Below are 20354 nucleotides of genomic sequence, written 5' to 3'. Positions count from 1 at the left end.
GGTGGGTATGGCCTCTCCTGACCGCCGCCCCGGAGAGGCGTCGAGTAGTGTGGGGTGTGCCCCGGGAGCCGAGGGGGAAGACGGCCCGGGAACGGGAACGGCCCGCTCCGGCGGTCGCCGCGCCCGTGCCCGTCGCCTGCGGCGGGGCGCCGTGGGCAGATCCGTCCTCACCGGCCCGTCCTCGCGAGTAGCGCGGACGGGGTGGCGGGGTCAACCGTTTTGAGGGAGTCCGGGTACCGTTCGGTCTATGACAGCGCCGACGACAACCTCCGACGCGCCCTTCGGGCGCATGCTGACCGCGATGGTCACGCCGTTCGCCGAGGACGGCTCGGTCGACTACGAAGGGGTCCGGCGCCTGGCCGCCTATCTGGTGGACGAGCAGCGCAACGACGGTCTCGTCGTGAGCGGCACCACGGGTGAGTCGCCCACGACCTCCGACGAGGAGAAGGAGCGTCTCCTGCGCGCCGTCGTCGAGACGGTCGGCGACCGCGCCGTGGTCGTCGCCGGAGCGGGCAGCAACGACACCCGTCACAGCGTCGAGCTGGCCAGGGCCGCCGAGCGGGCGGGGGCGCACGGCCTGCTGGTGGTCACCCCGTACTACAGCAAGCCGCCGCAGGAGGGGCTCTACCGCCACTTCACCGCCGTCGCCGACGCCACCGGCCTGCCGGTCATGCTGTACGACATCCCGGGACGCGCCGGCGTGCCGATCGCGACCGAGACCCTCCTGCGGCTGGCCGCCCACGAGCGGATCGTCGCGGTCAAGGACGCCAAGGCCGACCTGTTCGCCGCCTCGCAGGTGATGGCCGGGACGGACCTGGTGTTCTACTCGGGTGACGACGCGCTCAACCTGCCGTGGCTGTCGGTCGGCGCCGCGGGCTGCGTCAGCGTGGTGGGGCACGTGGTGGGCGCGGACATCGCCGCCATGATGGAGCGGTACCGCGCGGGCGACGTCTCGGGCGCGCTCGCCGTACACCGCAGGCTGCTCCCGGTCGTCTCCGGGATCATGACGCAGGCCGGTGGGGCGATCATGGCGAAGGCGGCGCTGGCCCTGCTGGGCCGCTCGGCCGGAGCCGTGCGGCCGCCTCTGGCGGAGGCCACGGAGCCGCAGCTCGCGCGGCTGCGAGAAGACTTGATCGCGGGCGGCGTGAAGCTGCCCGACGGGATCGCATGAGAAGGAAACGTGGCGGCCGCAGGTGGCCGCAGTGGGGAGGAATGGAAGTTTGAGCCTCAGAGAACGCAGAGCACACAGGGAACGCGAGGAGCGCCGGGAGCACGGCGCCCGGTCGAGGTCCGCGGCGCGCGGGGAAGGGGTGACCGGATGAGCCATCCGCACCCGGATCTCGGGACACCGCCGCCGCTCGCCGAGGGCGGGCTGCGCATCGTCGCGCTGGGCGGCCTCGGGGAGATCGGCCGCAACATGGCGGTCTTCGAGTACGACGGGCGCCTGCTGATCGTCGACTGCGGGGTGCTGTTCCCCGAGCCCGAGCAGCCCGGCATCGACCTGATCCTTCCCGACTTCGAGTACATCCGTGACCGGATGGGCGACGTCGAGGCGCTGGTGCTGACCCACGGTCACGAGGACCACATCGGCGCGGTGCCGTACCTGCTGCGCGAGCGGCGTGACATCCCGATCGTGGGGTCGAGGCTGACGCTGGCACTGGTGGAGGCCAAGCTCACCGAGCACCGCATCCAGCCGTCCAAGGTCGAGGTCGTCGAGGGCGAGCGGCACCGGTTCGGACCGTTCGAGACCGAGTTCTTCGCGGTCAACCACTCGATCCCGGACGCGCTCGCCGTCGCGATCAGGACGCCGGCCGGACTGGTGCTGCACACCGGCGACTTCCGGATGGACCAGCTGCCGATGGACGGCCGCCTGACCGACCTGGGAGGTTTCGCCAGGCTCGGGGCCGAGGGCGTGGACCTGCTGATGTCCGACTCGACCAACGCCGAGGTGCCGGGGTTCGTCACCAGTGAGCGGGAGATCGCGCCGGTCATCGACGAGGTGATCCGCACCGCGCAGAAGCGGGTGATCGTGGCGAGCTTCGCCTCCCACGTGCACCGGGTCCAGCAGGTGATGGACGCCGCGGCCAACCACGGCCGCAAGGTCGCGCTGGTCGGCCGCTCGATGATCCGCAACATGGGCATCGCCCGCGACCTGGGCTACCTGAAGGTGCCGCCGGAGCTGATCATCGACTCCAGGGACGTCGAGGCACTCCCGCCGGAGGACCTGGTGCTGATCTGCACCGGCTCCCAGGGTGAGCCGATGGCCGCGCTGTCGCGCATGGCCAACCGCGACCACCCGATCCGGATCGCCGAGGGCGACACCGTGCTGATGGCGTCCTCGCTGGTGCCGGGCAACGAGACCGCCGTCAACAAGGTGATCAACGGCCTGACCCGGTGGGGCGCCCGCGTGGTGCACAAGGGCAACGCGAAGGTGCACGTCTCCGGGCACGCCGCCGCCGGTGAGCTGCTGTACCTGCTCAACGTGACCCGGCCGTCCAACTTCATGCCGGTGCACGGCGAGTGGCGGCACATGCGGGCGCACGCCGAGCTGGCCGCGCTGACCGGGGTGCCGCGCGACCACATCGTGATCGCCGAGGACGGCGTCGTGGTGGACCTCGTCGACGGCCGCGCCCGGCTCGCCGGTGCGGTCTCCGCCGGGTACGTCTACGTGGACGGCACTTCCGTGGGCGACGTCACCGACTTCGCGCTGAAGGACCGGCGGATCCTGGGTGAGGAGGGCTTCGTCTCCATCGTCATCGTCGTCGACTCCGCCACCGGCAAGCTGGCCGGCGGCCCGGAGATCCACGCCCGGGGATCCGGCATCGACCCGGACGCGTTCGACGAGATCCTGCCCCAGATCGAGCGGGCGCTGGAGAGCAACGCGGCCGACGGGGTGGCCGACGCCCAGCAGATCCGCCGGGTGGTTCGCAGGACCGTCGGCCGGTGGGTGAGCGACACCTACCGCCGCCGCCCGATGATCGTCCCCGTGATCATCGAGGTCTGACGGGCCCGTTCCCGCGTTCCGGAGGGGTTCTCGCCGTGCGGCGGGAACCCCTTTCCGCCGGATCGTGAGGCTGTGAGGGCACGCGGTACGAGGGCATGCCGCCGAAGGGGCTACGGGGCCACGGTGTCCTGGACGCCGGTCCGGGTGGCGAGCCGCTCGCGCAGCCGGGTCAGGCGGGCGATCTCCTCGTCGAGCGCCGCGAGCCGGCGCCCGACGACCCCCCTGCCCTCGGCGCACCCGGGGGCGTCGTACGGCGGGTCGTCGCCCTCCAGGAGGTGGAGGCGATCGGCTCGGCTCCGCACGTCCTCGACGGTCAGCCCGAGGGACAGCAGCTCGCGGACGATCCGTATCCGGGCCACCTCGCGGGGGCCGTACTCCCGCTGCCCGGACGCCGTGCGCGGCGGCGGGGGCAGCAGCCCCCGCTGCTCGTAGAAGCGCAGCGCGCGCGGGGTGGTCCCCGCCGCGGCCGCCGCGTCGCCGATCCTCATCAGCCCTCCGGCACCCGGGTCCTCGTGTTCCGCGGCCCCGACCGGCGGAGCCTAGAGCTCCACGATAACGGTGCCGAGGTGGCGGCCGTGGAACACATCGTGCAGCGCCCGCGGGGCGTTCTCGATGCCGCGGACCCGCACGTGCGGGAAGGTGAGATCGCCGGAGCGCAGCCAGCCGCCGAAGCGCTCGTTCCATCGTGAGAGTTCATCGGGGCCGTCCGCGCCGCCGAAGCCGCGGATCGTGACCTGCCTGAGGATGAGCCGGTAGGAGTCCAGCCCGACCGGCGCCTCGGTGCCGGAACCGTGCGGCGACAGCTGGCCGGACAGCGCTCCGACCAGGACGAACCGCGCCCCGGGCCGGGCCGCCGCCACCGCGGCCCGCAGCTGCTCGCCGCCGACGTTGTCCAGCAGCACGTCGACGCCGTCGGGCGCGACCCGCGCGAGCTGCTCGCCGATCGGGCCCGCGCCGCGGACCACGGCCGCGTCGTAACCGAGCTCGGAGACCAGCCGCCCGGCCTTCTCCGGTGAACCGGTGCTGCCGATCACCCGGCCAGCGCCGAGCAGCCGGGCGATCTGCCCGGCCATCGAGCCGACCGCCCCGCCGCCGCCCGAGACGAAGACCGTGTCGCCGGGCCGGATCTCGGCGTCCCTGGTCAGCGCGGTGTAGGCCAGCCGGCCATGCGCCAGGTGGGCGGCCGGATCGGGCAGGGAACCGTCCAGCGGGGTGCAGTCTGTGACGTCCACGGCCGCGTACTCGCGCCACCCGAGCCAGTGCGAGACCAGGTCGCCGGGGCGCAGCCCGCTGCCCCCGGGGGCCGAGACGACCTCGCCGACGGCCGCCCCGAACAGGGTGTCGCCGGGGCGCAGCGGCGGGAACGGCGCACCGTCCACGCCCCCGCCGATGAGGGTGCGCAGCGCGGCGAACACGTGGAAGAAGCGGTTCCTGACCAGGACCTGGCCGTCCCCGGGTGTCGGCAGCGGGGTCTCGGCGATCTCGAAGTGCTCCGGTCCCGGCAGGCCGTCGGGCAGGGTGGTCAGCCGGACTTCGCGGGAGACGCGCGGCGGAGTGGGCATGCGATGTTCCTCTGTGGAGTGGGGGAATGCGGGAGGCCGGGGGGTGTGCGGCGTCGCGACGTTAACCCCTGACCCGCGCGTCAGGGGCAAGCCCGCCAGGGGCTGCGCCGTACGCTCGACATGTTCTATGTAACAGGCTTTAATTCCATGTAATAGAACAAATCTGATCAACAGAGAACATGGAGGGTCGATGGAGGTACGGCACGCCACGGCGCCCGACCAGATCCCCGGCGCGACCACCGAATGGCTGCGCCGCCGCTTCCTGGCCGAGCAGCTCTTCGTGCCCGGAGAGGTCCGCCTGGTCCACTCGCACCACGACCGCATCGTCGTCGGCGGCGCGCTGCCCGGTGACGGGCCGCTGGAGCTGCCCTGCCCCGACGGGCTGCGGGCCGGATACTTCCTGGAGCGCCGTGAACTGGGCGTGGTCAACGTGGGCGAGGCGGGCACGGTGACGGTGGACGGCACGCCGTACGGGCTGGCCGCGAAGGAGTGCCTGTACGCCGGGATGGGGACGCGGGAGGTGACGTTCGAGGGAGGTCCGTTCTATCTCGTCTCCACCCCCGCGCACGCCTCCCTCCCCACGGCGAAGGCCACCCTGGAGGACGCCGAGCCCGTACGGCTGGGCGCTCCCGAGGGTTCCAACGAGCGCACGATCTACAAGTACGTCCACGCCAAGGGCATCCGGAGCTGCCAGCTCGTGCTCGGCGTGACCGTGCTCGCGCCCGGCAGCATGTGGAACACCATGCCCTGCCACACCCATGAGCGCAGGACCGAGGTCTACCTCTACTTCGACCTGCCCGCCGACCAGCGGGTGATCCACCTGATGGGACGCCCCGACGAGACCCGCAGCCTCGTGGTCGCCGACCGCCAGGCGGTGATCTCGCCGTCCTGGTCGGTGCACTGCGGATTCGGCACGCACAGCTACTCCTTCGTCTGGGCGATGGGCGGGGAGAACCAGGCGTACGACGACGTGGAGCAGGTCGCGATCGGCGAGATGCGCTGATGTTCTCGCTGGAGGGCAGGACCGCGCTCGTCACCGGCGCCCGGACCGGGATCGGCCGGGCGGTCGCGGTGGGCCTGGCCGCCGCCGGCGCCGACCTGGTGCTGCACGGGCGCGACGACGACCTGGACGAGGTCGAGGCCGAGGTCCGCGAAACCGGTCGCCGGGCGACGCGCTGGATCCTCGACCTGTCCGACCCCGGGCGGATCCCGGCGGCGGCCGAACGTCTCGGTCCGGTCGACGTGCTGGTCAACAACGCCGGGATCATCCGCCGGGCTCCGGCGGACCGGCACTCCTACGCCGACTTCCGTGACGTGCTCGACGTCAACCTCGATGCGGTCTTCCTGCTCAGCCGGGCGGTCGGCGCGGGGATGCTGGCCCGGCGCTCGGGGAAGATCATCATGATCGCCTCGATGCTGTCGTTCCAGGGCGGCGTCAACGTCCCCGGCTACACGGCGTCCAAGCACGCCGTCGCCGGGCTGACCCGGGCGCTGGCCTGCGAGTGGGCCGCCTCCGGCGTGCAGGTCAACGCGATCGCCCCCGGCTACATCGCGACGGAGAACACCCGGCGGCTGCGCGAGGACCCGGTGCGGGAGGCCGAGATCGCCGGGCGCATCCCGGCGGGCCGCTGGGGTACGCCGGAGGATCTCGTGGGCGCCGCGGTCTTCCTCGCCTCCTCCGCGTCCGACTACGTCAACGGCCATCTGCTGGCGGTGGACGGGGGCTGGTTGGCACGCTGACCAGTAGGCTCGCAGCGTGGTCAGGGAAGGCAGTTCTATTGACAAGGCGCTGGCGGTGCTGGAGGCGATCGCCGAGCACCACCGCGTGACCGACATCGCCGCGGTGACGGGTGTGTCGAAGTCGACGGTCCACCGGATCCTCCAGTCGCTCGTCGAATGGGGCTTCGCGCGGTCCGACGGTTCCGGGGGCTACGAGCCGGGCCCCCGGATCCTCACCCTGGCCGGCCGGGTCATGAACCGCTTCGACCCGGCCCGCCAGGCGTCCGGGGCGCTGCGGGCGCTGCACGAGCGCACCGGCTACACCACGCACTTCGCCGTCCGCAACGGGGACGAGGCGGTCTACGTCGACAAGCTGGAGGGCCGCCGGCCGTACCAGATGCCCTCGCGGATCGGCATGAGCCTGTTCCTGCACTGCACCGCCATCGGCAAGGCCGTCCTGGCGCAGCTCCCCGAGGAGGAGGTCCGGGAGATCTGCGCCCGCGCGGGGCTGCCGGGGCGGACGCCCCACACCCTGGTGACCGCGGACGACCTGCTGGCCCACCTCGCGGTGGTTCGCGCCCGCGGGTACGCCCTGGACGACGAGGAGAACCTCCCCGGCGTGCTGTGCGTCGGCGCCCCGGTCTTCGACCACACGGGCCGGGTGCTCGGCGGCATCTCCATCTCCGCCCTCGCGATGGACCTCGGCCGCGAGGAGGTCGAGCGGCTCGCCCCCGAGGTGATGAGCGCCGCCCGGGAGGTCTCGCAGGCGCTCGGCGCCCCCGACCCTCTCCGGGCCGGCTGACCGCTTCCCCGCTTCCTGCTCCGCGCGGCCGGACCCCGTCCCGGCGGGTGCGTCTCACCGGTCTCCGTCCCGCCGGTACGGCGGTGCGGTGTGCTCCCACGACTCCATCTTGTTTCATGTAGCGGGATATGTTCTCATGTAACGAAATAACTGTGGAGTGGAGGTTCAGCATGCCGAACATCACCGTCGAACTGCTCTCCGGCCGTACCCTCGACCAGCGCAGGGAATTCGTCAGTGCGGTGACCCGGTCCGCCGTGGACATCCTCAAGGTCCGCCCGGAGGCGGTGCGCATCGTCTTCACGGAGATCGAGAAGTCCGACGTCGCCAACGGCGGTGTCCTGGAGTCCGACAGGTAGGCACGGACGGGGGCCCGCCGCCGCCCGGACGCGCCGGACGGCGGCGGGCCCCTCCCTTCCGCGTGGCGGCCCGTCCGGCCTCCGGCGCCGGACCGGTCCGGCCGGTTCCCGGGGCGGGGGAGGGCCCCTCCCGGGTCGCGGTCAGACGCCCGCGGCGGCCGTCCGCTCCGGTTCGGTGTCGTCGCCCAGGGAGTCGACCAGGGCGTCGCGGTCGGCCCGGTTCTCCGGCTTCAGCAGTCCGACCGCCACGTAGAGGACCAGCGAGGTGACCAGCGGCACCCCGACCACCATCGCGGTGTCCTTGGACTCGACCACCCACTTGACGTACGCCCAGACGCCCAGGCCCGCCGCCCAGGAGACGATCGCCGCGGTGGGGCCGCTCCGCCTGAACCAGGGGAGCATGCCCAGCATCAGCGGGATGGAGATCGGCCCCATCGTGGCCGCGACCAGGTCCACGACGATCTTCAGCACCACGCCCTCGCCCTGGGTCGCGATCGCGATCGTCATGCTGATCAGCACGAAGGTGAACGTGGTCACCCGGGCGAAGGTCAGCTCGGCCCGCGCCGACAGGTCGCGCACCCTGCGGACGATCGCCGGGGCGATGTCCCTGGTGATCACGGAGGAGATCACGTTGGCGTCGGAGGCGACCATGGCCATGGTGTGGGAGAAGAAGCCGGCGAGCACCAGGCCGATCACGCCCTGCGGCAGCAGGGTCTGGGCCAGCCGTACGTAGGCCTCCTCGGGGTTGGCCAGGCCCGGCACGATGAGGGGCGCCGCGAACATCGGGACGAACAGCACCAGCGGCCAGACGAGCCACAGCGCGCTGGACAGCAGCGCCGACCGCCTGGCCGCCGAGCCCGAGGGCGAGGCCATGTAGCGCTGGGCCAGGTTCCACATGCCGCCGTTGTACTCGAAGGTCTTGATGAACAGCAGGGCGAGGAAGAACGTCGTGGTGTACGGCCCGGCGAACGGGTCGCCGTGTCCCGGGGGCAGTTTGTCCCACATCGTCCACAGGGTCGACACGCCGTCCAGGTGGCTCATGATCGCGACGAACATGGCGACACCCGCGAAGCCCTGGATGACGAACTGCCCGAAGTCGGTCAGCACGTCGGCCCACAGGCCGCCGGCGGTGATGTAGACGAGGGTGACGACGCCGGTGATCGTGATGCCCCAGAAGATCGGCATCCCGGTGAAGCCCCGGAGCAGGATGGCGATCGCCACCCACTTGGCCGCGATGTCGACGACCTTCAGCAGCGCGCCGCTGTAGGCGAGGACCTGCTGGGTGGGCAGGTCGTAACGACGGGCGAGGTACTCCAGCGGCGAGACGACGCCGTGTCTGGAGCGCAGCCGGTTCCATCTGGCCGCCCACAGGAACGCGCCGATGCCGACGCCGATGCCGATCGTCAGCGCCCACCAGACGTACATGGCCAGGCCGTAGGCGTAGGCCACCGCGGCGAACGCCACGAACATGACCGCGCTGTAGCCCGACATGTGGTGGGAGATGCCGGACAGCCACCAGGGGATCCGGCCTCCGGCGGTGAAGAAGTCGATCACGTTTCTGATCCGGCTCCTCGACCACACGCCGATGCCCACCATGACCAGGAAGTACGCGCCCAGAACGGACCAGTCGAGTGCGGACATGAAGTCTCCTCCCAACGCCTCGTTGGTGAGGATGTTCTGCTACATGAAACATCATGTCAATACATAGGACGGAATGCGCTTTCCTTTGGTCCCAAAGATCGGCCGGTTCCGACTGTTCCATTTCACGGGAAGTCGTCCTATCTTGTGAAACTACCTTCAGCCCACCTGACAGGCTCGCGAGAGCCAGGCTCACAAGGGAGACGATCGTGTCGACGAAAAGCAGGCTGCGGGCCTGCGTCACGGCGGGTGCCGCGGCGCTGCTCGCGGCCGGCGCGGTGGTGGGGTTGCAACTCCCCGCCTCCGCCGCGCCGGCCTCCGGGTCCTACACGCTGGTGAACTCCGCAAGCGGCCTCTGCCTCGACGTGACGGGCGCCTCGACGTCCGACGGCGCGGCGCTGACCCAGTCCTCGTGCAACGGGGCCGCCAGTCAGACCTGGCAGCTCTCCTCCGCCTCCGGCGGCCAGAAGCTGGTCGCCTCGCACAGCGGCAGGTGCGCCGGCATCCAGGACGCCAGCACCTCGGCGGGCAAACTCGTTCTTCAGCAGGGATGCTCGGGAAGCGCTTTCCAAAGCTGGGACCTGACCGCCGGCGGCTCGAACTACCGGGTCGTCAACATCGGCAGCGCCAAGTGCCTCAACGCCGAGGGGAGCACGGTCAAGCAGAACTCCTGCGACTCGGCGGCGAGCAAGCAGTGGACCCTCAAGGCCGCCGGCTCCGGCCCCGGCCCCACCCCCACGGCGACCCCCACCACCGGCCCGACGACCCCGCCGCCGTCCGGCTCCTGGCCGTCGCCGAACGGCCAGCAGGCCGTCGGCTCCACCATCAACGTCAGCGGTTCGATGGACGGCGGCATGAAGCGCTACTACGGCACCGGCGCCCTCGGCACCGACGGGCAGAGTGAGAGCCAGGACCCGATCTTCAAGCTGGCCGACGGCGCCACCCTGCAGAACGTGATCCTCGGCGCGCCCGCGGCCGACGGCATCCACTGCACGGGCACCTGCACGCTCAGGAACGTCTGGTGGGAGGACGTCGGCGAGGACGCCGCCACCTTCAAGGGCACCTCCGCCTCCCAGACGATGACCATCGACGGCGGCGGCGCCAGGTCCGCCAGCGACAAGGTCTTCCAGCACAACGGCCCCGGCACGATGTACATCAAGAACTTCCGGGTCGAGAACTTCGGCAAGCTCTACCGCTCCTGCGGCAACTGCTCCAAGCAGTACCAGCGCAACGTGGTCATCTCCAACGTGGTGGCGACGACCCCGGGCAAGGTGATCGCCGGCATCAACACCAACTACGGCGACACCGCCCGGTTCTCCTCGATCCGCATCGTCAACGACTCCAGCCGCAAAGTCGTGATCTGCGACAAGTACAAGGGCGTGACCAGCGGTGAGCCGAGCCACATCGGCAGCGGCGCCGACGGGGTGAACTGCCTCTACTCCTCCTCCGACATCTCCTACTCCTGATCCCCTCCGGCGCCGGGCGGACGGTGACGCCACCGTCCGCCCGGCGCCCGCCGCTCTCTCCGGCCTCTCAGCTCTCTCCCGCCTCGCCGGCTTCTTCGGCCCTCCCCGGCGCGCCGCCGAGCGATCCGCGTCCCGGCTCGTTAGCCTCGCTACCATGGCCACCCGTACGTCCCGACCTTCAGGCAAGCCCCCGGCCAAGGGGGGACCCGGCCGGGCGAGGTCCGCTCCCTCCCGTACGGCCCCCGCCAGGCGGGCGGCCGCCGCCCGGGCGAAGCCCGCCGCCCGAAGGCCCGCGCCCCTGCAGCCCGACCCGATCAGCTGGGTCTTCATCATGTTCGGCAAGCTGCTCATGGGCATCTGGATGGTGCTCGCCGGGGCCGTCGGCAGCACCGCGCGGGCCATGGGCCAGAACGCCCGCGAACTCGACCCCGTCCACCGCCGCGACGGGCTCGGGCTGGCCGTCTTCTCCGGGGCGATCGTGCTGGCGGCGCTGATCTGGCGGGACACCACCGGCACGTTCTCCGAGATCGTCAACGGCTTCATGCGCGGGGCGTTCGGCTCGCTCGCCTGGCTGGCGCCGATCCTGGTGGCGCTGCTGGCCTGGCGGCTGCTGCGGCACCCGGACGAGAACGCCGACACCGGCCGGATGGGCATCGGCTGGTCCGCCCTCGTGGCCGGATTGCTCGGCATCGTGCACGTGGCGCACGGCACGCCGTACCCGTCGGGGGGCGGCGCCGACGGCATGGACAAGGTCGCCGCCGCGGGCGGCATGATCGGGTTCATCGTCTCCGCGCCTCCGGCGAGCATCCTGCCCGCCTTCATCACCGTCCCCCTGCTGCTGATCCTGGCGGGCTTCGGCGTCCTGGTGATCACCGCCACCCCGGTGCACCGGGTCCCGGAACGGCTGGCTGAGATCCGGCACATGCTCTTCAACCGGGACCTCCCGGCCCGGACCCGCGAGCCGCGCAGGCGCACGACGCCCAAGAAGCCCCGCGGCGGCCGTGGGAACGGGGAGGAGGAGGGCCCGGAGGGGCCCGAGGGCGTCCGGCCGTACGACACGCCGCTGCTCACCGAGGCGGGCGAGCGGGCCGCCGAGCACTCACCGGAGATCGTGCCGGGGCTGGTGGACGAGCCGCCCGTGCCCAGCCCCGAGCCTCCGGCGCCGCCCGAGCCGCCCGCGCCGACCCCGGCGCCGCGCAAGGTCGAGCAGCTCCTGCTCTCCTCGCAGTCGGGCCCCTACGCCCTGCCCGACAGCCAGCTCCTGCGCCCGGGCAGCGCGCCCAAGCCGCAGACCAAGGCCAACACCGTCGTGGTGAACGCGCTGACCAGCGTCCTGGAGCAGTTCGCCATCGACGCCCAGGTGATCGGGTTCACCCGCGGGCCGACGGTGACGCGCTACGAGATCGAGCTGGGCCCGGCGGTCAAGGTCGAGAAGGTCACCGCGCTCACCAAGAACATCGCCTACGCGGTCAAGTCGGCCGACGTCCGCATCCTGAGCCCCATTCCCGGCAAGTCGGCGATCGGGGTGGAGATCCCCAACACCGACAAGGACCTCGTGTCGCTGGGCGACATCCTGCGCTCCCAGGTCGCCCAGGCCGACCAGCACCCCATGATCGTCGGCCTGGGCAAGGACGTGGAGGGCCGCACGATCGTGGCCAACCTCGCCAAGATGCCGCACCTGCTCATCGCGGGCGCCACCGGCGCCGGGAAGTCGGTCTGCGTCAACGGCCTCATCTCCTCGGTCCTGATGCGCGCCACCCCTGACGAGGTGCGGATGGTCCTGGTCGACCCCAAGCGGGTCGAGCTGAGCGTCTACGAGGGCATCCCGCACCTCATCACGCCGATCATCACCAACCCCAAGAAGGCCGCCGAGGCCCTGGAGTGGGTGGTGGGGGAGATGGACCGCCGCTACGACGACCTGGCCGCCAGCGGCTTCCGGCACGTCGACGACTTCAACAAGGCGGTGCGCGCGGGCAAGCTCGTGCCGCCGCCCGGCAGCGAGCGGGTCTACCAGCCCTACCCGTACCTGCTGGTGATCGTGGACGAGCTCGCCGACCTGATGATGGTCGCCCCGCGCGACGTCGAGGACTCCATCGTCCGCATCACCCAGCTCGCCCGCGCCGCGGGCATCCACCTGGTGATCGCCACCCAGCGGCCGTCGGTGGACGTCGTCACCGGCCTGATCAAGGCGAACGTGCCGTCCCGGCTGGCGTTCGCCACCTCCAGCCTCGCCGACAGCCGGGTCATCCTCGACCAGCCCGGCGCGGAGAAGCTGGTCGGCCAGGGCGACGCGCTGTTCCTGCCGATGGGCGCGAGCAAGCCCATGCGACTGCAGAACGCCTTCGTCTCCGAGAAGGAGATCGTCGAGATAGTCGCGCACTGCAAGGCCCAGATGCAGGCCGAGTACCGCGAGGACGTCACCGCCGCCGCCACCGCCAAGAAGGAGATCGACGAGGACATCGGCGACGACCTCGAACTGATGATCCAGGCGGCCGAGCTGATCGTCACCACCCAGTTCGGCTCCACCTCCATGCTCCAGCGCAAGCTGCGGGTGGGCTTCGCCAAGGCGGGCCGGCTGATGGACCTGCTGGAGAGCCGCAACGTCGTCGGGCCGAGCGAGGGGTCGAAGGCGAGGGAGGTGCTGGTCAAACCCGACGACCTGCCGGGTCTCCTGGCCGATCTGAGAGGGTGACGACCGCGCCTCGCCGCCGCCGTCGCCGTACGGCGCGCCGTCTCTCCCGGCCGACTTGAGAGGGTGATGACCCCCCCGGCGTACCCAGTCCCCCTGATTACTGATTGAATGGGACTCACTACGCAACGTCATGGGCTGGGGGGGCGTGCGGCATGAGCATTGGCGGCAGTCTGGCAGAGGCGCGCCGGACGACGGGCATGACCGTCGGGCAGCTGAGCGCGCGCACACGCGTGCGCGAGGCGCTGATCCACGCGATGGAACGCGACGACTTCTCGCACTGCGGGGGCGACTTCTACGCGCGGGGTCACATACGCAACATCTCCAAGGTCCTCGGGCTGGACCCCGAGGCCATGGTGCACGAGTACGACGAGCTGCACGGGGGCGTCCCGCTGCCGGTGCGGGCGGCCAGCGTCTTCCAGGCCGACAAGCCGATCAACATCCGGGAGCGGCGCTCGCCCAACTGGACGATGGCCATGGCGGTGGCGCTGGCCATCATCGTGGTGTTCGGCGTGGCGAAGATGATGGGCGGGGAGGAGACCCCGACCGCCGACATCCGCCCGGCCAAGAAGTCGGCCGCGCCGCACTCGGCGCACGCGCGGCCGCTGGCCGGCGGCCCTCGCCGGGCCGGCGCGGCGCTCGCCCCGAAGCGGGGCGAGGTGGTCCTCCAGATCACCGCGAAACGCCCGTCCTGGCTCGACATCAAGGACGCGGCCGGGCACCGGCTCTTCTCCGGCCGGATGACGGCCGGTCAGGCGTCCGTGTGGCGGGCGCAGAAGGCGCTGAAGGTCACCTTCGGTGACGCGGGGGCCTTCTCGGTCCGGATGAACGGCGTGGACCTCGGTGTCCCGGGCTCCGAGGGCGAGGTGCTCAAACACTCCTACAAGGCTTCCAAGTCCTGACCGCGCGGGGTTCCGGGAGGGCCGGGAAGAGCCTCCCGGAGGGCCGGAACGGCCGGGGAGGGGAGCCTGGGGGAGGGGGAGTGCGCCGATGGTGGCCAACTCCCGATACCGTAGTGTTCACCATGTCATCCCGCCGAACCGCATCGCTGATCACACTGGGCTGCGCGCGCAACGAGGTCGACTCCGAAGAGCTCGCCGCGCGTCTTGAGGCTGCCGGCTGGCAGGTGGGCGACGACGACCCCGACGTCATCGTCGTCAACACCTGCGGCTTCATCGACTCAGCGAAAAAGGACTCCATCGACACGCTGCTCGCCGCGGCCGACTCCGGCGCCAAGGTGGTCGCCGCGGGCTGCATGGCCGAACGTTACGGCGACCAGCTCGCCGACGCGCTGCCGGAGGCGTCGGCCGTCATCTCCTTCGACGACTACACCCAGATCGGCGCGCGGCTGGACGACGTGCTGGCCGACAGGCCGCTCGTCCCGCACAGCCCGCGCGACCGCAGGACGCTGCTGCCGATCTCGCCGGTCGAGCGCGCCGCCGCCCCCAAGACCCACATCCCCGGCCACGGCGACCTGCCCGAGGGCCTGGCCCCGGCCAGCGGCCCCCGCCCGCTGCGCAAGCGGCTGGGGGGCGGGCCGGTGGCCTCGCTGAAGCTGGCCTCCGGCTGCGACCGGCGGTGCACCTTCTGCGCCATCCCCGCCTTCCGCGGCGCCTACGTGTCGCGGAAGCCGGAGGAGATCCTCGCCGAGGCGGCCTGGCTGGCCGGTGAGGGCGTCAGAGAGCTCGTCCTGGTCAGCGAGAACTCCACCTCCTACGGCAAGGACCTCGGCGACCTGAGGGCCCTGGAGAGGCTGCTGCCGGCCCTGGCCGCCGTCGAGGGGATCGAGCGGGTGCGGGTCAGCTACCTCCAGCCCGCCGAGCTCCGGCCGGGCCTGCTGGAGACGATCTCCTCGACCGAGGGCGTGGCGCCTTACTTCGACCTGTCCTTCCAGCACGCCAGCGGCACGGTGCTGCGCAGGATGCGCCGCTTCGGAGACCCCCGGCGCTTCCTCGACCTGCTGGAGACCATCCGCGCGGGCGCCCCGGAGGCGGGCGTGCGGTCCAACTTCATCGTCGGCTTCCCCGGCGAGACCGAGGAGGAGTTCGGCGAGCTGGTCGACTTCCTGCAGGAGGCCAGGCTCGACGTCATCGGCGTCTTCGGCTACTCCGACGAGGAGGGCACCGAGGCGGCGTCCCTGCCCGGCAAGCTCGACCAGGAAATCGTCGACGCCAGGGTGGCCGCGCTCACCGAGCTGGCCGACGAGCTCATGGCCCAGCGGGCGGAGGAGCGCATCGGCGCCGAGGTGGACGTCCTCGTCGAGGAGGACCTCGGCGACGGCGGTTACGAAGGGCGGGCGGCCCACCAGGGACCCGAGGTGGACGGCTCCGTCACGGTCCAGGGCATCGGCCTGGTGCCGGGGCAGATCGTGCGGGCCGTCGTCGTCGACTCCGAGGGGGTCGACCTGATCGCCCGAATCAAGGCCGCTCCGTGAGCGCGCCGCCCGGCCGGGAGAGCGTATGACCAACCCGCCAGAGACCGGAACCGGATCGACCTCGGCATCCATGGACTCCAGGCCGAGCGCCTGGAACATCGCCAACGTCGTCACGGTGCTCCGTCTGGCGATGGTCCCTTTCTTCGTGGCGTGCCTCTTCCTGGAGGGGTACGGCTGGCGGATCACCGCGCTGGTGGTCTTCCTGGTGGCCTCGCTCACCGACCTGCTGGACGGCGAGCTGGCCCGCCGCTACGGCCTGGTCACCGACTTCGGGAAGATCGCCGATCCGATCGCGGACAAGGCGCTGACCGGCGCCGCGCTGATCAGCCTGTCGGTCCTGAACGAGCTGCCGTGGTGGGTCACCGGCGTGATCCTCGGCCGGGAGCTGGGCGTGACCCTCCTGCGGTTCGCGGTGATCCGGCACGGGGTCATCCCGGCCAGCTACGGCGGGAAGGTGAAGACCGTCCTGCAGATCGCCGCGATCGCCCTCTACATGTGGCCGGGAATGCCGGAGGTGTTCCGCTGGGTCGTGATGGGCGCCGCGGTCGTCGTGACCGTGGGGACGGGGATCGACTACGTCGTCCGCGCGGTCAAGCTGCGGCAGGTGGCGAAGCAGGCGAGGAAGGCCTGATGGGCCGCGTCCCGCCCGCCGCCGAGGTGCTGTCCCTGCTCGTCCGCCGGGGGGAGACGGCGGCGGTGGCCGAGTCGCTGACCGCCGGGCTGATCGGCGCGGCCCTCACCGCCCCGGCCGGCGCGTCGGCCGCCTTCGCCGGCGGGGTCATCTCCTACGCCACCGAGCTCAAGCACCGCCTCCTGGGTGTCCCGGCCGACCTGCTGGCACGGGAGGGGGCGGTTCACCCGGCCGTCGCCGCGGCGATGGCGGACGGCGTCCGCCGGCTCACCGGAGCCTCCTACGGGCTGGCCGCGACCGGGGTGGCCGGACCCGATCCGCAGGACGGAAAACCGGTCGGCACCGTACATTTGGCCGTTAGCGGTTCGGACGGGCGGGTATGGCATGAAGATCTGAACCTCGCCGGAACGCGTGACGAGATCCGGCGGTCGACGGTGATCGAGGCAGTGGACCTTCTGCGGAGAGTCCTGGAGACGAGCGTGGGGGAACATTCCGGGTGATTACCGCGTTACGTCCCCAGCGAACATGCTCCCCGTGGTCTGCCGTCGCATCGGTGGATGCAGGTACGGTGGAACCGTGAGTGATGTAAAGGTCAAGCGATGATGACGGCGAGGAGTATGCACCAAGGGTCGCGCAAGAACGGGCGGCACGAACCGATCGCGCGGGGGGTCGCCCAGGCTCCCGCGCTGGGGAGGGAGCGACAGATGGTCCTGCTGCGTCAGCTGCTCGGTGACGTGCTGCGGCGACTGCGGGTGCGGCAGAGTCGCACCCTGCGTGAGGTTTCCACGTTGGCCCGTGTCTCCCTCGGATATCTCTCCGAGGTGGAGCGTGGTCAGAAGGAGGCGTCCTCGGAACTGCTCGCGTCGATCTGCGGCGCCCTCGGTGTGCCGCTGTCGCAGGTGCTCCGCGAGGTCTCCGACCAGTTCGCCCTGGCCGAGCTTCAGCACGCCCCGGTGCTCGCCGGTGACGTTCCCGAGCGGGAGCGCCTGCCGATCGCCGAGACCGTGCCCGGCTCGCTTCCCGAGGATGTGTTCCCCGAGGTCAACGACATGGTCGCCGCCTAGCCGGCCGGTTCTCCCGGCTGGCAGTGACGGCACCAGAAGATCAGCCGTTCCTGCGGCTGTGCCCCCATCTCGCCCCGACTGATCCGATGTCCGCAGCGCAGGCATGACCTTCCTGCCCTGCCGTACACCCACGTGTCCCGCCCCGGACGCGGGTCGCCCGTCGTCGCCCTGGTCACCCGGTCACGGTTGGCGTGCAGCAGCCGCCGCGCGAGCGCGGCGATCCTTTCCACATCTTCGATCTCACCCACCGGCCGCCACGGCGAGACCCCCGCGAGGAAGAGCGTCTCGGCCCGGTAGATGGTGCCGAGCCCCGCGAGGTTGCGCTGGTCGAGCAGCGCCTCGCCGATGGTCGCCCGGGGATCACGCACGAGCCGCCGCGCGGCCTCCGCCGCGTCCCAGCCGGGCCCCAGCGGGTCGGGGCCCAGATGCCCGACGAGCCGGTGCTCCTCGGCGGTCGCCACCAGGTCCAGCATGCCGAGCCGTACCCCCGCCGCCTGCCACTCGGTGTTCGCCAGCACGAGGCGGACCACGTCACCCGGCGGGACGGGCCGGCCGGCGGGCGATATCCGCCAGCTCCCCTCCATCCGCAGGTGGGTGTGGACGGTCAGGCCCCCCTCCACCCGGGTGAGCAGGTGCTTGCCGCGTGAGACGGTCTCAAGGACGCGCCTGCCGGTCAGGTCGGCGGTGGCGTACCGCGGGACGCGGAAGTCGGACCTGACCAGGACCCGGCCGTCGAGCGCCCGGCCCAGCCGCCGCGCGGTGCGGTAGACGACGTCGCCTTCGGGCACGGGACCGGCTCAGTCCCAGGCGGAGGGGTCGGCGGCGAGGGTCATGACCCGCTCGGGGAGCACGCCGGTGGCGACGCTGTCGAGCGTGACCTCCTCCAGGATGGCCCGCTCGCTGGCGCGCAGCGCGATCCAGACCTTCTGCAGCGACTCGGCGGGACCGCGGTAGCCGACGTGCTCGGGCCGCTCGCCCCGGACGTTGGCCAGCGGGCCGTCCACCGCGCGGATCACGTCGGCCAGGGTGATCTCCCGCGCGGGGCGGGCCAGCACGTAGCCGCCCTCGGGGCCGCGCTGGCCGCGGACCAGGCCGGCCCGGCGCATCTGCAGCAGGATGTTCTCCAGATACTTCGGCGGCATGTCCTGCTCCTTGGCCAGCTCGCCCACCGTGGTCGGTCCGTCGCCGGCGGCGGCGAGTTCGGCGGCGGCACGAAGGGCATAGTCGACACGAGCAGATAGGCGCATGTAGACGATTATCCCGCCTGCTATTGACTGCTTAGGCGCGAGGGATCGGAAGAGCCGAACATGTCGCCTCTGTGACCGTCGGCGGGTCCGCCCCGCGAGGGTTTCCGTCACACTCTGTGATGGTTCGTGCCGGGCGGGTCGTGGCAGAGGGGGTGCCGTGCCGCCGGGCGTGTCGCGGTCCGCGGACGGCCCGTGACGCGCGGGCCGCGAATCTCCGGGGAGGCGCGGCGGATGCGGCGCGGGTACGGCGCGGCCGTCCGTGAGCACCCGCGAAGGCACGTCGTGGCCGTCCGCGAGGCCCCGGGGAAGGTACGGCGCGGTGGCCCGCGGGAACCCGCGGCGGCTCCCGCGCGGCTAAGCTGTCAGGAACCTTTATTGACTAATGCGAACGCTTCTCGCCTGAATGCAAAAGCGACGGGGAAACGGCGGACAAGAGAGCATGCGTATGGAGCGACGTCCTGGCGTTCCCAGGCTTCTGCGGGAGATCAACGACCGGGCCGCCCTGGAGCTCCTGCTCGACTCCGGTCCCCTGACCCGGGGGCAGATCGGTGAGATGACCGGGCTTTCCAAGGTGACGGCGTCCCAGACGCTGGCCCGGCTCGAAGGACGCGGACTGGTCGAGGTGACCGGGGAGCAGGCGGGCGGGAGAGGGCCGAATGCCGCCCTTTATGGAGTTATTCCGTCTTCTGCCTATGTCGTGGGCCTGGCCGTGGGGCCGGAATTCGTCACCACCGCCGTCGCCGATATCAGCGGCGATATCGTGGCCGAGGTGACGGTCGCCCCCGACGGGCACGACGACCCGGTCGCCCTCGTGCACAGCGCGATCGTCAAGGCGTGCCGGTCCGCCAAGGTCGCCCTGGCGAGGCTGCGGGCCGTGGTGATCGGCACCCCCGGCGTCGTCGATCCCCGCACCGGGGACGTCCGGTTCTCCTTCGACCTGCCGGACTGGCGCGAGGGCATCCACGAGCGGCTCGCCCGCGACCTGCGTCGCGACGTCAGGATCGAGAACGACGTGAACCTGGTGGCCATCGCCGAGCACGCCCTGGGCGCGGCGCGGCGGGCCGACGACTTCGTGCTGCTCTGGGTGGACCGCGGCATCGGCCTCGGCGTCGTCCTCGGCGGCCGGCTGCACCGCGGCCGTTCCGGCAGCGCCGGGGAGATCGGATACCTGCCGGTGCCGGGCGTTCCGCTCGCCGAGGACGTGCGGGAGGTCCCCGGGCGCATGCCGTCCCTCGCCGGGGGGTTGCAGTCGCTGGTCACCGACGAGGCGGTGACCGAGCTGGCCCGGGCGCACGGTTTCACCGGGCGCGGCGCGGCCGAGTGCGTGGCTGCGGCCGTGGAGGCGGGGGAGCGCGGCCGGCCGCTGCTGGACGAGGTCGCCAGGCGGCTGGCGCTGGGCGTGGCGTCGGTGTGCGTCGTGCTGGATCCCGGGCTCGTGGTGCTCGCCGGCGAGGTCAGCCGGGCCGGCGGTGGCGAGCTGACCTTCAGGATCGAGGAGGCCGTGGCCCGGATGTGCCCGGTGCGGCCCCGCGTGGTCTCCGGCGAGGTCGAGGGCGACCCGGTGCTGAGGGGCGCCGTGCTGGCGGGGCTGGAGCAGGCACGCGAGGAGCTCTTCGCGTCCTGAACCGCCCGCGCCGCCTGAGCCTCCGCACGGCCCGCGCCGCCCCGGTCTCCGCATGGCCGCCCCGCACCGCGCCCGAACCCCCGTACGCTCCGCATCGCCCCGTAACGCCCCTTAGCGT

At 71.7% G+C, this 20354-nt stretch carries 19 protein-coding genes; 14 read left to right on the top strand and 5 right to left on the bottom strand.

Features of this window, described 5'->3' with window-relative positions; genetic code table 11:
- Nucleotides 1–247: 247 nt before the first annotated feature.
- Together dapA and ACFYSC_RS03380 are read left to right on the top strand one after the other, a co-directional pair.
- Nucleotides 248–1171: a 4-hydroxy-tetrahydrodipicolinate synthase gene (gene dapA / locus ACFYSC_RS03385; RefSeq protein ID WP_389955914.1), complete on the top strand. Its 924-nt coding sequence runs from the start codon at nucleotides 248–250 to the stop codon at nucleotides 1169–1171.
- Between the two features lie 147 nt (nucleotides 1172–1318).
- Nucleotides 1319–3004: a ribonuclease J gene (locus ACFYSC_RS03380; protein ID WP_389955912.1), complete on the top strand. Its 1686-nt coding sequence runs from the start codon at nucleotides 1319–1321 to the stop codon at nucleotides 3002–3004.
- Nucleotides 3005–3114: 110 nt separating this feature from the next.
- Here ACFYSC_RS03380 and ACFYSC_RS03375 read toward each other — a convergent pair whose 3' ends face one another.
- Together ACFYSC_RS03375 and ACFYSC_RS03370 are read right to left on the bottom strand one after the other, a co-directional pair.
- Nucleotides 3115–3492 (bottom strand): MerR family transcriptional regulator, encoded by a 378-nt coding sequence (locus ACFYSC_RS03375; protein WP_189244885.1) that lies wholly within the window; start codon nucleotides 3490–3492, stop codon nucleotides 3115–3117.
- Between the two features lie 51 nt (nucleotides 3493–3543).
- A complete protein-coding gene (locus ACFYSC_RS03370; RefSeq protein ID WP_389955909.1) occupies nucleotides 3544–4566 on the bottom strand; it encodes an MDR family NADP-dependent oxidoreductase in 1023 nt (340 codons plus the stop codon).
- Nucleotides 4567–4756: 190 nt separating this feature from the next.
- Here ACFYSC_RS03370 and kduI point away from each other — a divergent pair, with 190 nt between their 5' ends.
- The 4 genes from kduI to ACFYSC_RS03350 all read left to right on the top strand — a co-directional run bounded on the left by kduI (nucleotide 4757) and on the right by ACFYSC_RS03350 (nucleotide 7443).
- Nucleotides 4757–5569, top strand: coding sequence for a 5-dehydro-4-deoxy-D-glucuronate isomerase (gene kduI, locus ACFYSC_RS03365; protein ID WP_389955906.1), 813 nt, complete (start codon nucleotides 4757–4759; stop codon nucleotides 5567–5569).
- A complete protein-coding gene (locus ACFYSC_RS03360; RefSeq protein ID WP_389955903.1) occupies nucleotides 5569–6306 on the top strand; it encodes an SDR family oxidoreductase in 738 nt (245 codons plus the stop codon). Before kduI ends, ACFYSC_RS03360 begins: the two co-directional genes overlap by 1 nt.
- A gap of 16 nt (nucleotides 6307–6322) precedes the next feature.
- Nucleotides 6323–7087 carry an IclR family transcriptional regulator gene (locus tag ACFYSC_RS03355; RefSeq protein ID WP_389955900.1) on the top strand — a complete coding sequence of 255 codons (765 nt, stop codon included), beginning with the start codon at nucleotides 6323–6325 and terminating at the stop codon, nucleotides 7085–7087.
- A 170-nt stretch (nucleotides 7088–7257) separates the two neighbouring features.
- Nucleotides 7258–7443, top strand: a complete 186-nt coding sequence (locus ACFYSC_RS03350) for a tautomerase family protein (protein ID WP_362928215.1) — start codon at nucleotides 7258–7260, stop codon at nucleotides 7441–7443.
- A gap of 141 nt (nucleotides 7444–7584) precedes the next feature.
- Here ACFYSC_RS03350 and ACFYSC_RS03345 read toward each other — a convergent pair whose 3' ends face one another.
- Nucleotides 7585–9084, bottom strand: a complete 1500-nt coding sequence (locus ACFYSC_RS03345) for a sodium:solute symporter family protein (protein ID WP_389955896.1) — start codon at nucleotides 9082–9084, stop codon at nucleotides 7585–7587.
- Nucleotides 9085–9290: 206 nt separating this feature from the next.
- Here ACFYSC_RS03345 and ACFYSC_RS03340 point away from each other — a divergent pair, with 206 nt between their 5' ends.
- From ACFYSC_RS03340 to ACFYSC_RS03310, 7 genes are all read left to right on the top strand, one after another.
- Entirely contained in the window at nucleotides 9291–10547 is a 1257-nt protein-coding gene (locus ACFYSC_RS03340; protein ID WP_389955893.1) for a pectate lyase, read from the top strand.
- Nucleotides 10548–10701: 154 nt separating this feature from the next.
- The gene (locus ACFYSC_RS03335) at nucleotides 10702–13239 is read left to right on the top strand and encodes a DNA translocase FtsK 4TM domain-containing protein (RefSeq protein ID WP_389955890.1); all 2538 of its coding nucleotides are present in this window, start codon (nucleotides 10702–10704) and stop codon (nucleotides 13237–13239) included.
- Between the two features lie 152 nt (nucleotides 13240–13391).
- A complete protein-coding gene (locus tag ACFYSC_RS03330) occupies nucleotides 13392–14138 on the top strand; it encodes a helix-turn-helix domain-containing protein (protein WP_389955887.1) in 747 nt (248 codons plus the stop codon).
- Nucleotides 14139–14260: 122 nt separating this feature from the next.
- On the top strand, nucleotides 14261–15670 hold the full coding sequence (gene rimO / locus ACFYSC_RS03325; protein ID WP_389955885.1) for a 30S ribosomal protein S12 methylthiotransferase RimO: 1410 nt from the start codon (nucleotides 14261–14263) through the stop codon (nucleotides 15668–15670).
- A 25-nt stretch (nucleotides 15671–15695) separates the two neighbouring features.
- Entirely contained in the window at nucleotides 15696–16301 is a 606-nt protein-coding gene (gene pgsA, locus ACFYSC_RS03320; RefSeq protein ID WP_389955882.1) for a CDP-diacylglycerol--glycerol-3-phosphate 3-phosphatidyltransferase, read from the top strand.
- Nucleotides 16301–16801 carry a CinA family protein gene (locus tag ACFYSC_RS03315; RefSeq protein WP_389955880.1) on the top strand — a complete coding sequence of 167 codons (501 nt, stop codon included), beginning with the start codon at nucleotides 16301–16303 and terminating at the stop codon, nucleotides 16799–16801. The genes pgsA and ACFYSC_RS03315 overlap by 1 nt, the downstream gene beginning before the upstream one ends.
- 204 nt (nucleotides 16802–17005) lie before the next feature.
- Nucleotides 17006–17365, top strand: a complete 360-nt coding sequence (locus ACFYSC_RS03310) for a helix-turn-helix domain-containing protein (RefSeq protein ID WP_389955877.1) — start codon at nucleotides 17006–17008, stop codon at nucleotides 17363–17365.
- On the opposite strand, the gene ACFYSC_RS03305 is transcribed toward ACFYSC_RS03310, so the two are convergent.
- Both ACFYSC_RS03305 and ACFYSC_RS03300 read right to left on the bottom strand, forming a co-directional pair.
- A complete protein-coding gene (locus ACFYSC_RS03305; RefSeq protein WP_389955875.1) occupies nucleotides 17362–18153 on the bottom strand; it encodes an Fpg/Nei family DNA glycosylase in 792 nt (263 codons plus the stop codon). The genes ACFYSC_RS03310 and ACFYSC_RS03305 overlap by 4 nt on opposite strands.
- A gap of 9 nt (nucleotides 18154–18162) precedes the next feature.
- Nucleotides 18163–18612, bottom strand: a complete 450-nt coding sequence (locus ACFYSC_RS03300; RefSeq protein WP_362928233.1) for an Rrf2 family transcriptional regulator — start codon at nucleotides 18610–18612, stop codon at nucleotides 18163–18165.
- A gap of 445 nt (nucleotides 18613–19057) precedes the next feature.
- Between ACFYSC_RS03300 and ACFYSC_RS03295 the strand changes: the two genes are divergently transcribed.
- Entirely contained in the window at nucleotides 19058–20236 is a 1179-nt protein-coding gene (locus ACFYSC_RS03295; RefSeq protein WP_389955872.1) for an ROK family transcriptional regulator, read from the top strand.
- The last annotated feature ends 118 nt before the right edge of the window (nucleotides 20237–20354 follow it).

Source organism: Streptosporangium sp. NPDC004379, assembly GCF_042873875.1.
In the GTDB taxonomy this organism is placed as follows: Bacteria; Actinomycetota; Actinomycetes; order Streptosporangiales; family Streptosporangiaceae; genus Streptosporangium.
The sequence above is the reverse complement of the archived record's forward strand: the minus strand, read 5'-3'. Positions and strand labels throughout refer to the sequence as shown.

What these genes read in the sequence shown, in the direction of transcription:
- dapA (WP_389955914.1), top strand. Translation starts at nt 248, where the DNA reads ATGACAGCGCCGACGACAACCTCCGACGCGCCCTTCGGGCGCATGCTG.
- ACFYSC_RS03380 (WP_389955912.1), top strand. Translation starts at nt 1,319, where the DNA reads ATGAGCCATCCGCACCCGGATCTCGGGACACCGCCGCCGCTCGCCGAG.
- ACFYSC_RS03375 (WP_189244885.1), bottom strand. Translation starts at nt 3,492, where the DNA reads ATGAGGATCGGCGACGCGGCGGCCGCGGCGGGGACCACCCCGCGCGCG.
- ACFYSC_RS03370 (WP_389955909.1), bottom strand. Translation starts at nt 4,566, where the DNA reads ATGCCCACTCCGCCGCGCGTCTCCCGCGAAGTCCGGCTGACCACCCTG.
- kduI (WP_389955906.1), top strand. Translation starts at nt 4,757, where the DNA reads ATGGAGGTACGGCACGCCACGGCGCCCGACCAGATCCCCGGCGCGACC.
- ACFYSC_RS03360 (WP_389955903.1), top strand. Translation starts at nt 5,569, where the DNA reads ATGTTCTCGCTGGAGGGCAGGACCGCGCTCGTCACCGGCGCCCGGACC.
- ACFYSC_RS03350 (WP_362928215.1), top strand. Translation starts at nt 7,258, where the DNA reads ATGCCGAACATCACCGTCGAACTGCTCTCCGGCCGTACCCTCGACCAG.
- ACFYSC_RS03345 (WP_389955896.1), bottom strand. Translation starts at nt 9,084, where the DNA reads ATGTCCGCACTCGACTGGTCCGTTCTGGGCGCGTACTTCCTGGTCATG.
- ACFYSC_RS03335 (WP_389955890.1), top strand. Translation starts at nt 10,702, where the DNA reads ATGGCCACCCGTACGTCCCGACCTTCAGGCAAGCCCCCGGCCAAGGGG.
- ACFYSC_RS03330 (WP_389955887.1), top strand. Translation starts at nt 13,392, where the DNA reads ATGAGCATTGGCGGCAGTCTGGCAGAGGCGCGCCGGACGACGGGCATG.
- rimO (WP_389955885.1), top strand. Translation starts at nt 14,261, where the DNA reads ATGTCATCCCGCCGAACCGCATCGCTGATCACACTGGGCTGCGCGCGC.
- pgsA (WP_389955882.1), top strand. Translation starts at nt 15,696, where the DNA reads ATGACCAACCCGCCAGAGACCGGAACCGGATCGACCTCGGCATCCATG.
- ACFYSC_RS03315 (WP_389955880.1), top strand. Translation starts at nt 16,301, where the DNA reads ATGGGCCGCGTCCCGCCCGCCGCCGAGGTGCTGTCCCTGCTCGTCCGC.
- ACFYSC_RS03310 (WP_389955877.1), top strand. Translation starts at nt 17,006, where the DNA reads ATGGTCCTGCTGCGTCAGCTGCTCGGTGACGTGCTGCGGCGACTGCGG.
- ACFYSC_RS03300 (WP_362928233.1), bottom strand. Translation starts at nt 18,612, where the DNA reads ATGCGCCTATCTGCTCGTGTCGACTATGCCCTTCGTGCCGCCGCCGAA.
- ACFYSC_RS03295 (WP_389955872.1), top strand. Translation starts at nt 19,058, where the DNA reads ATGGAGCGACGTCCTGGCGTTCCCAGGCTTCTGCGGGAGATCAACGAC.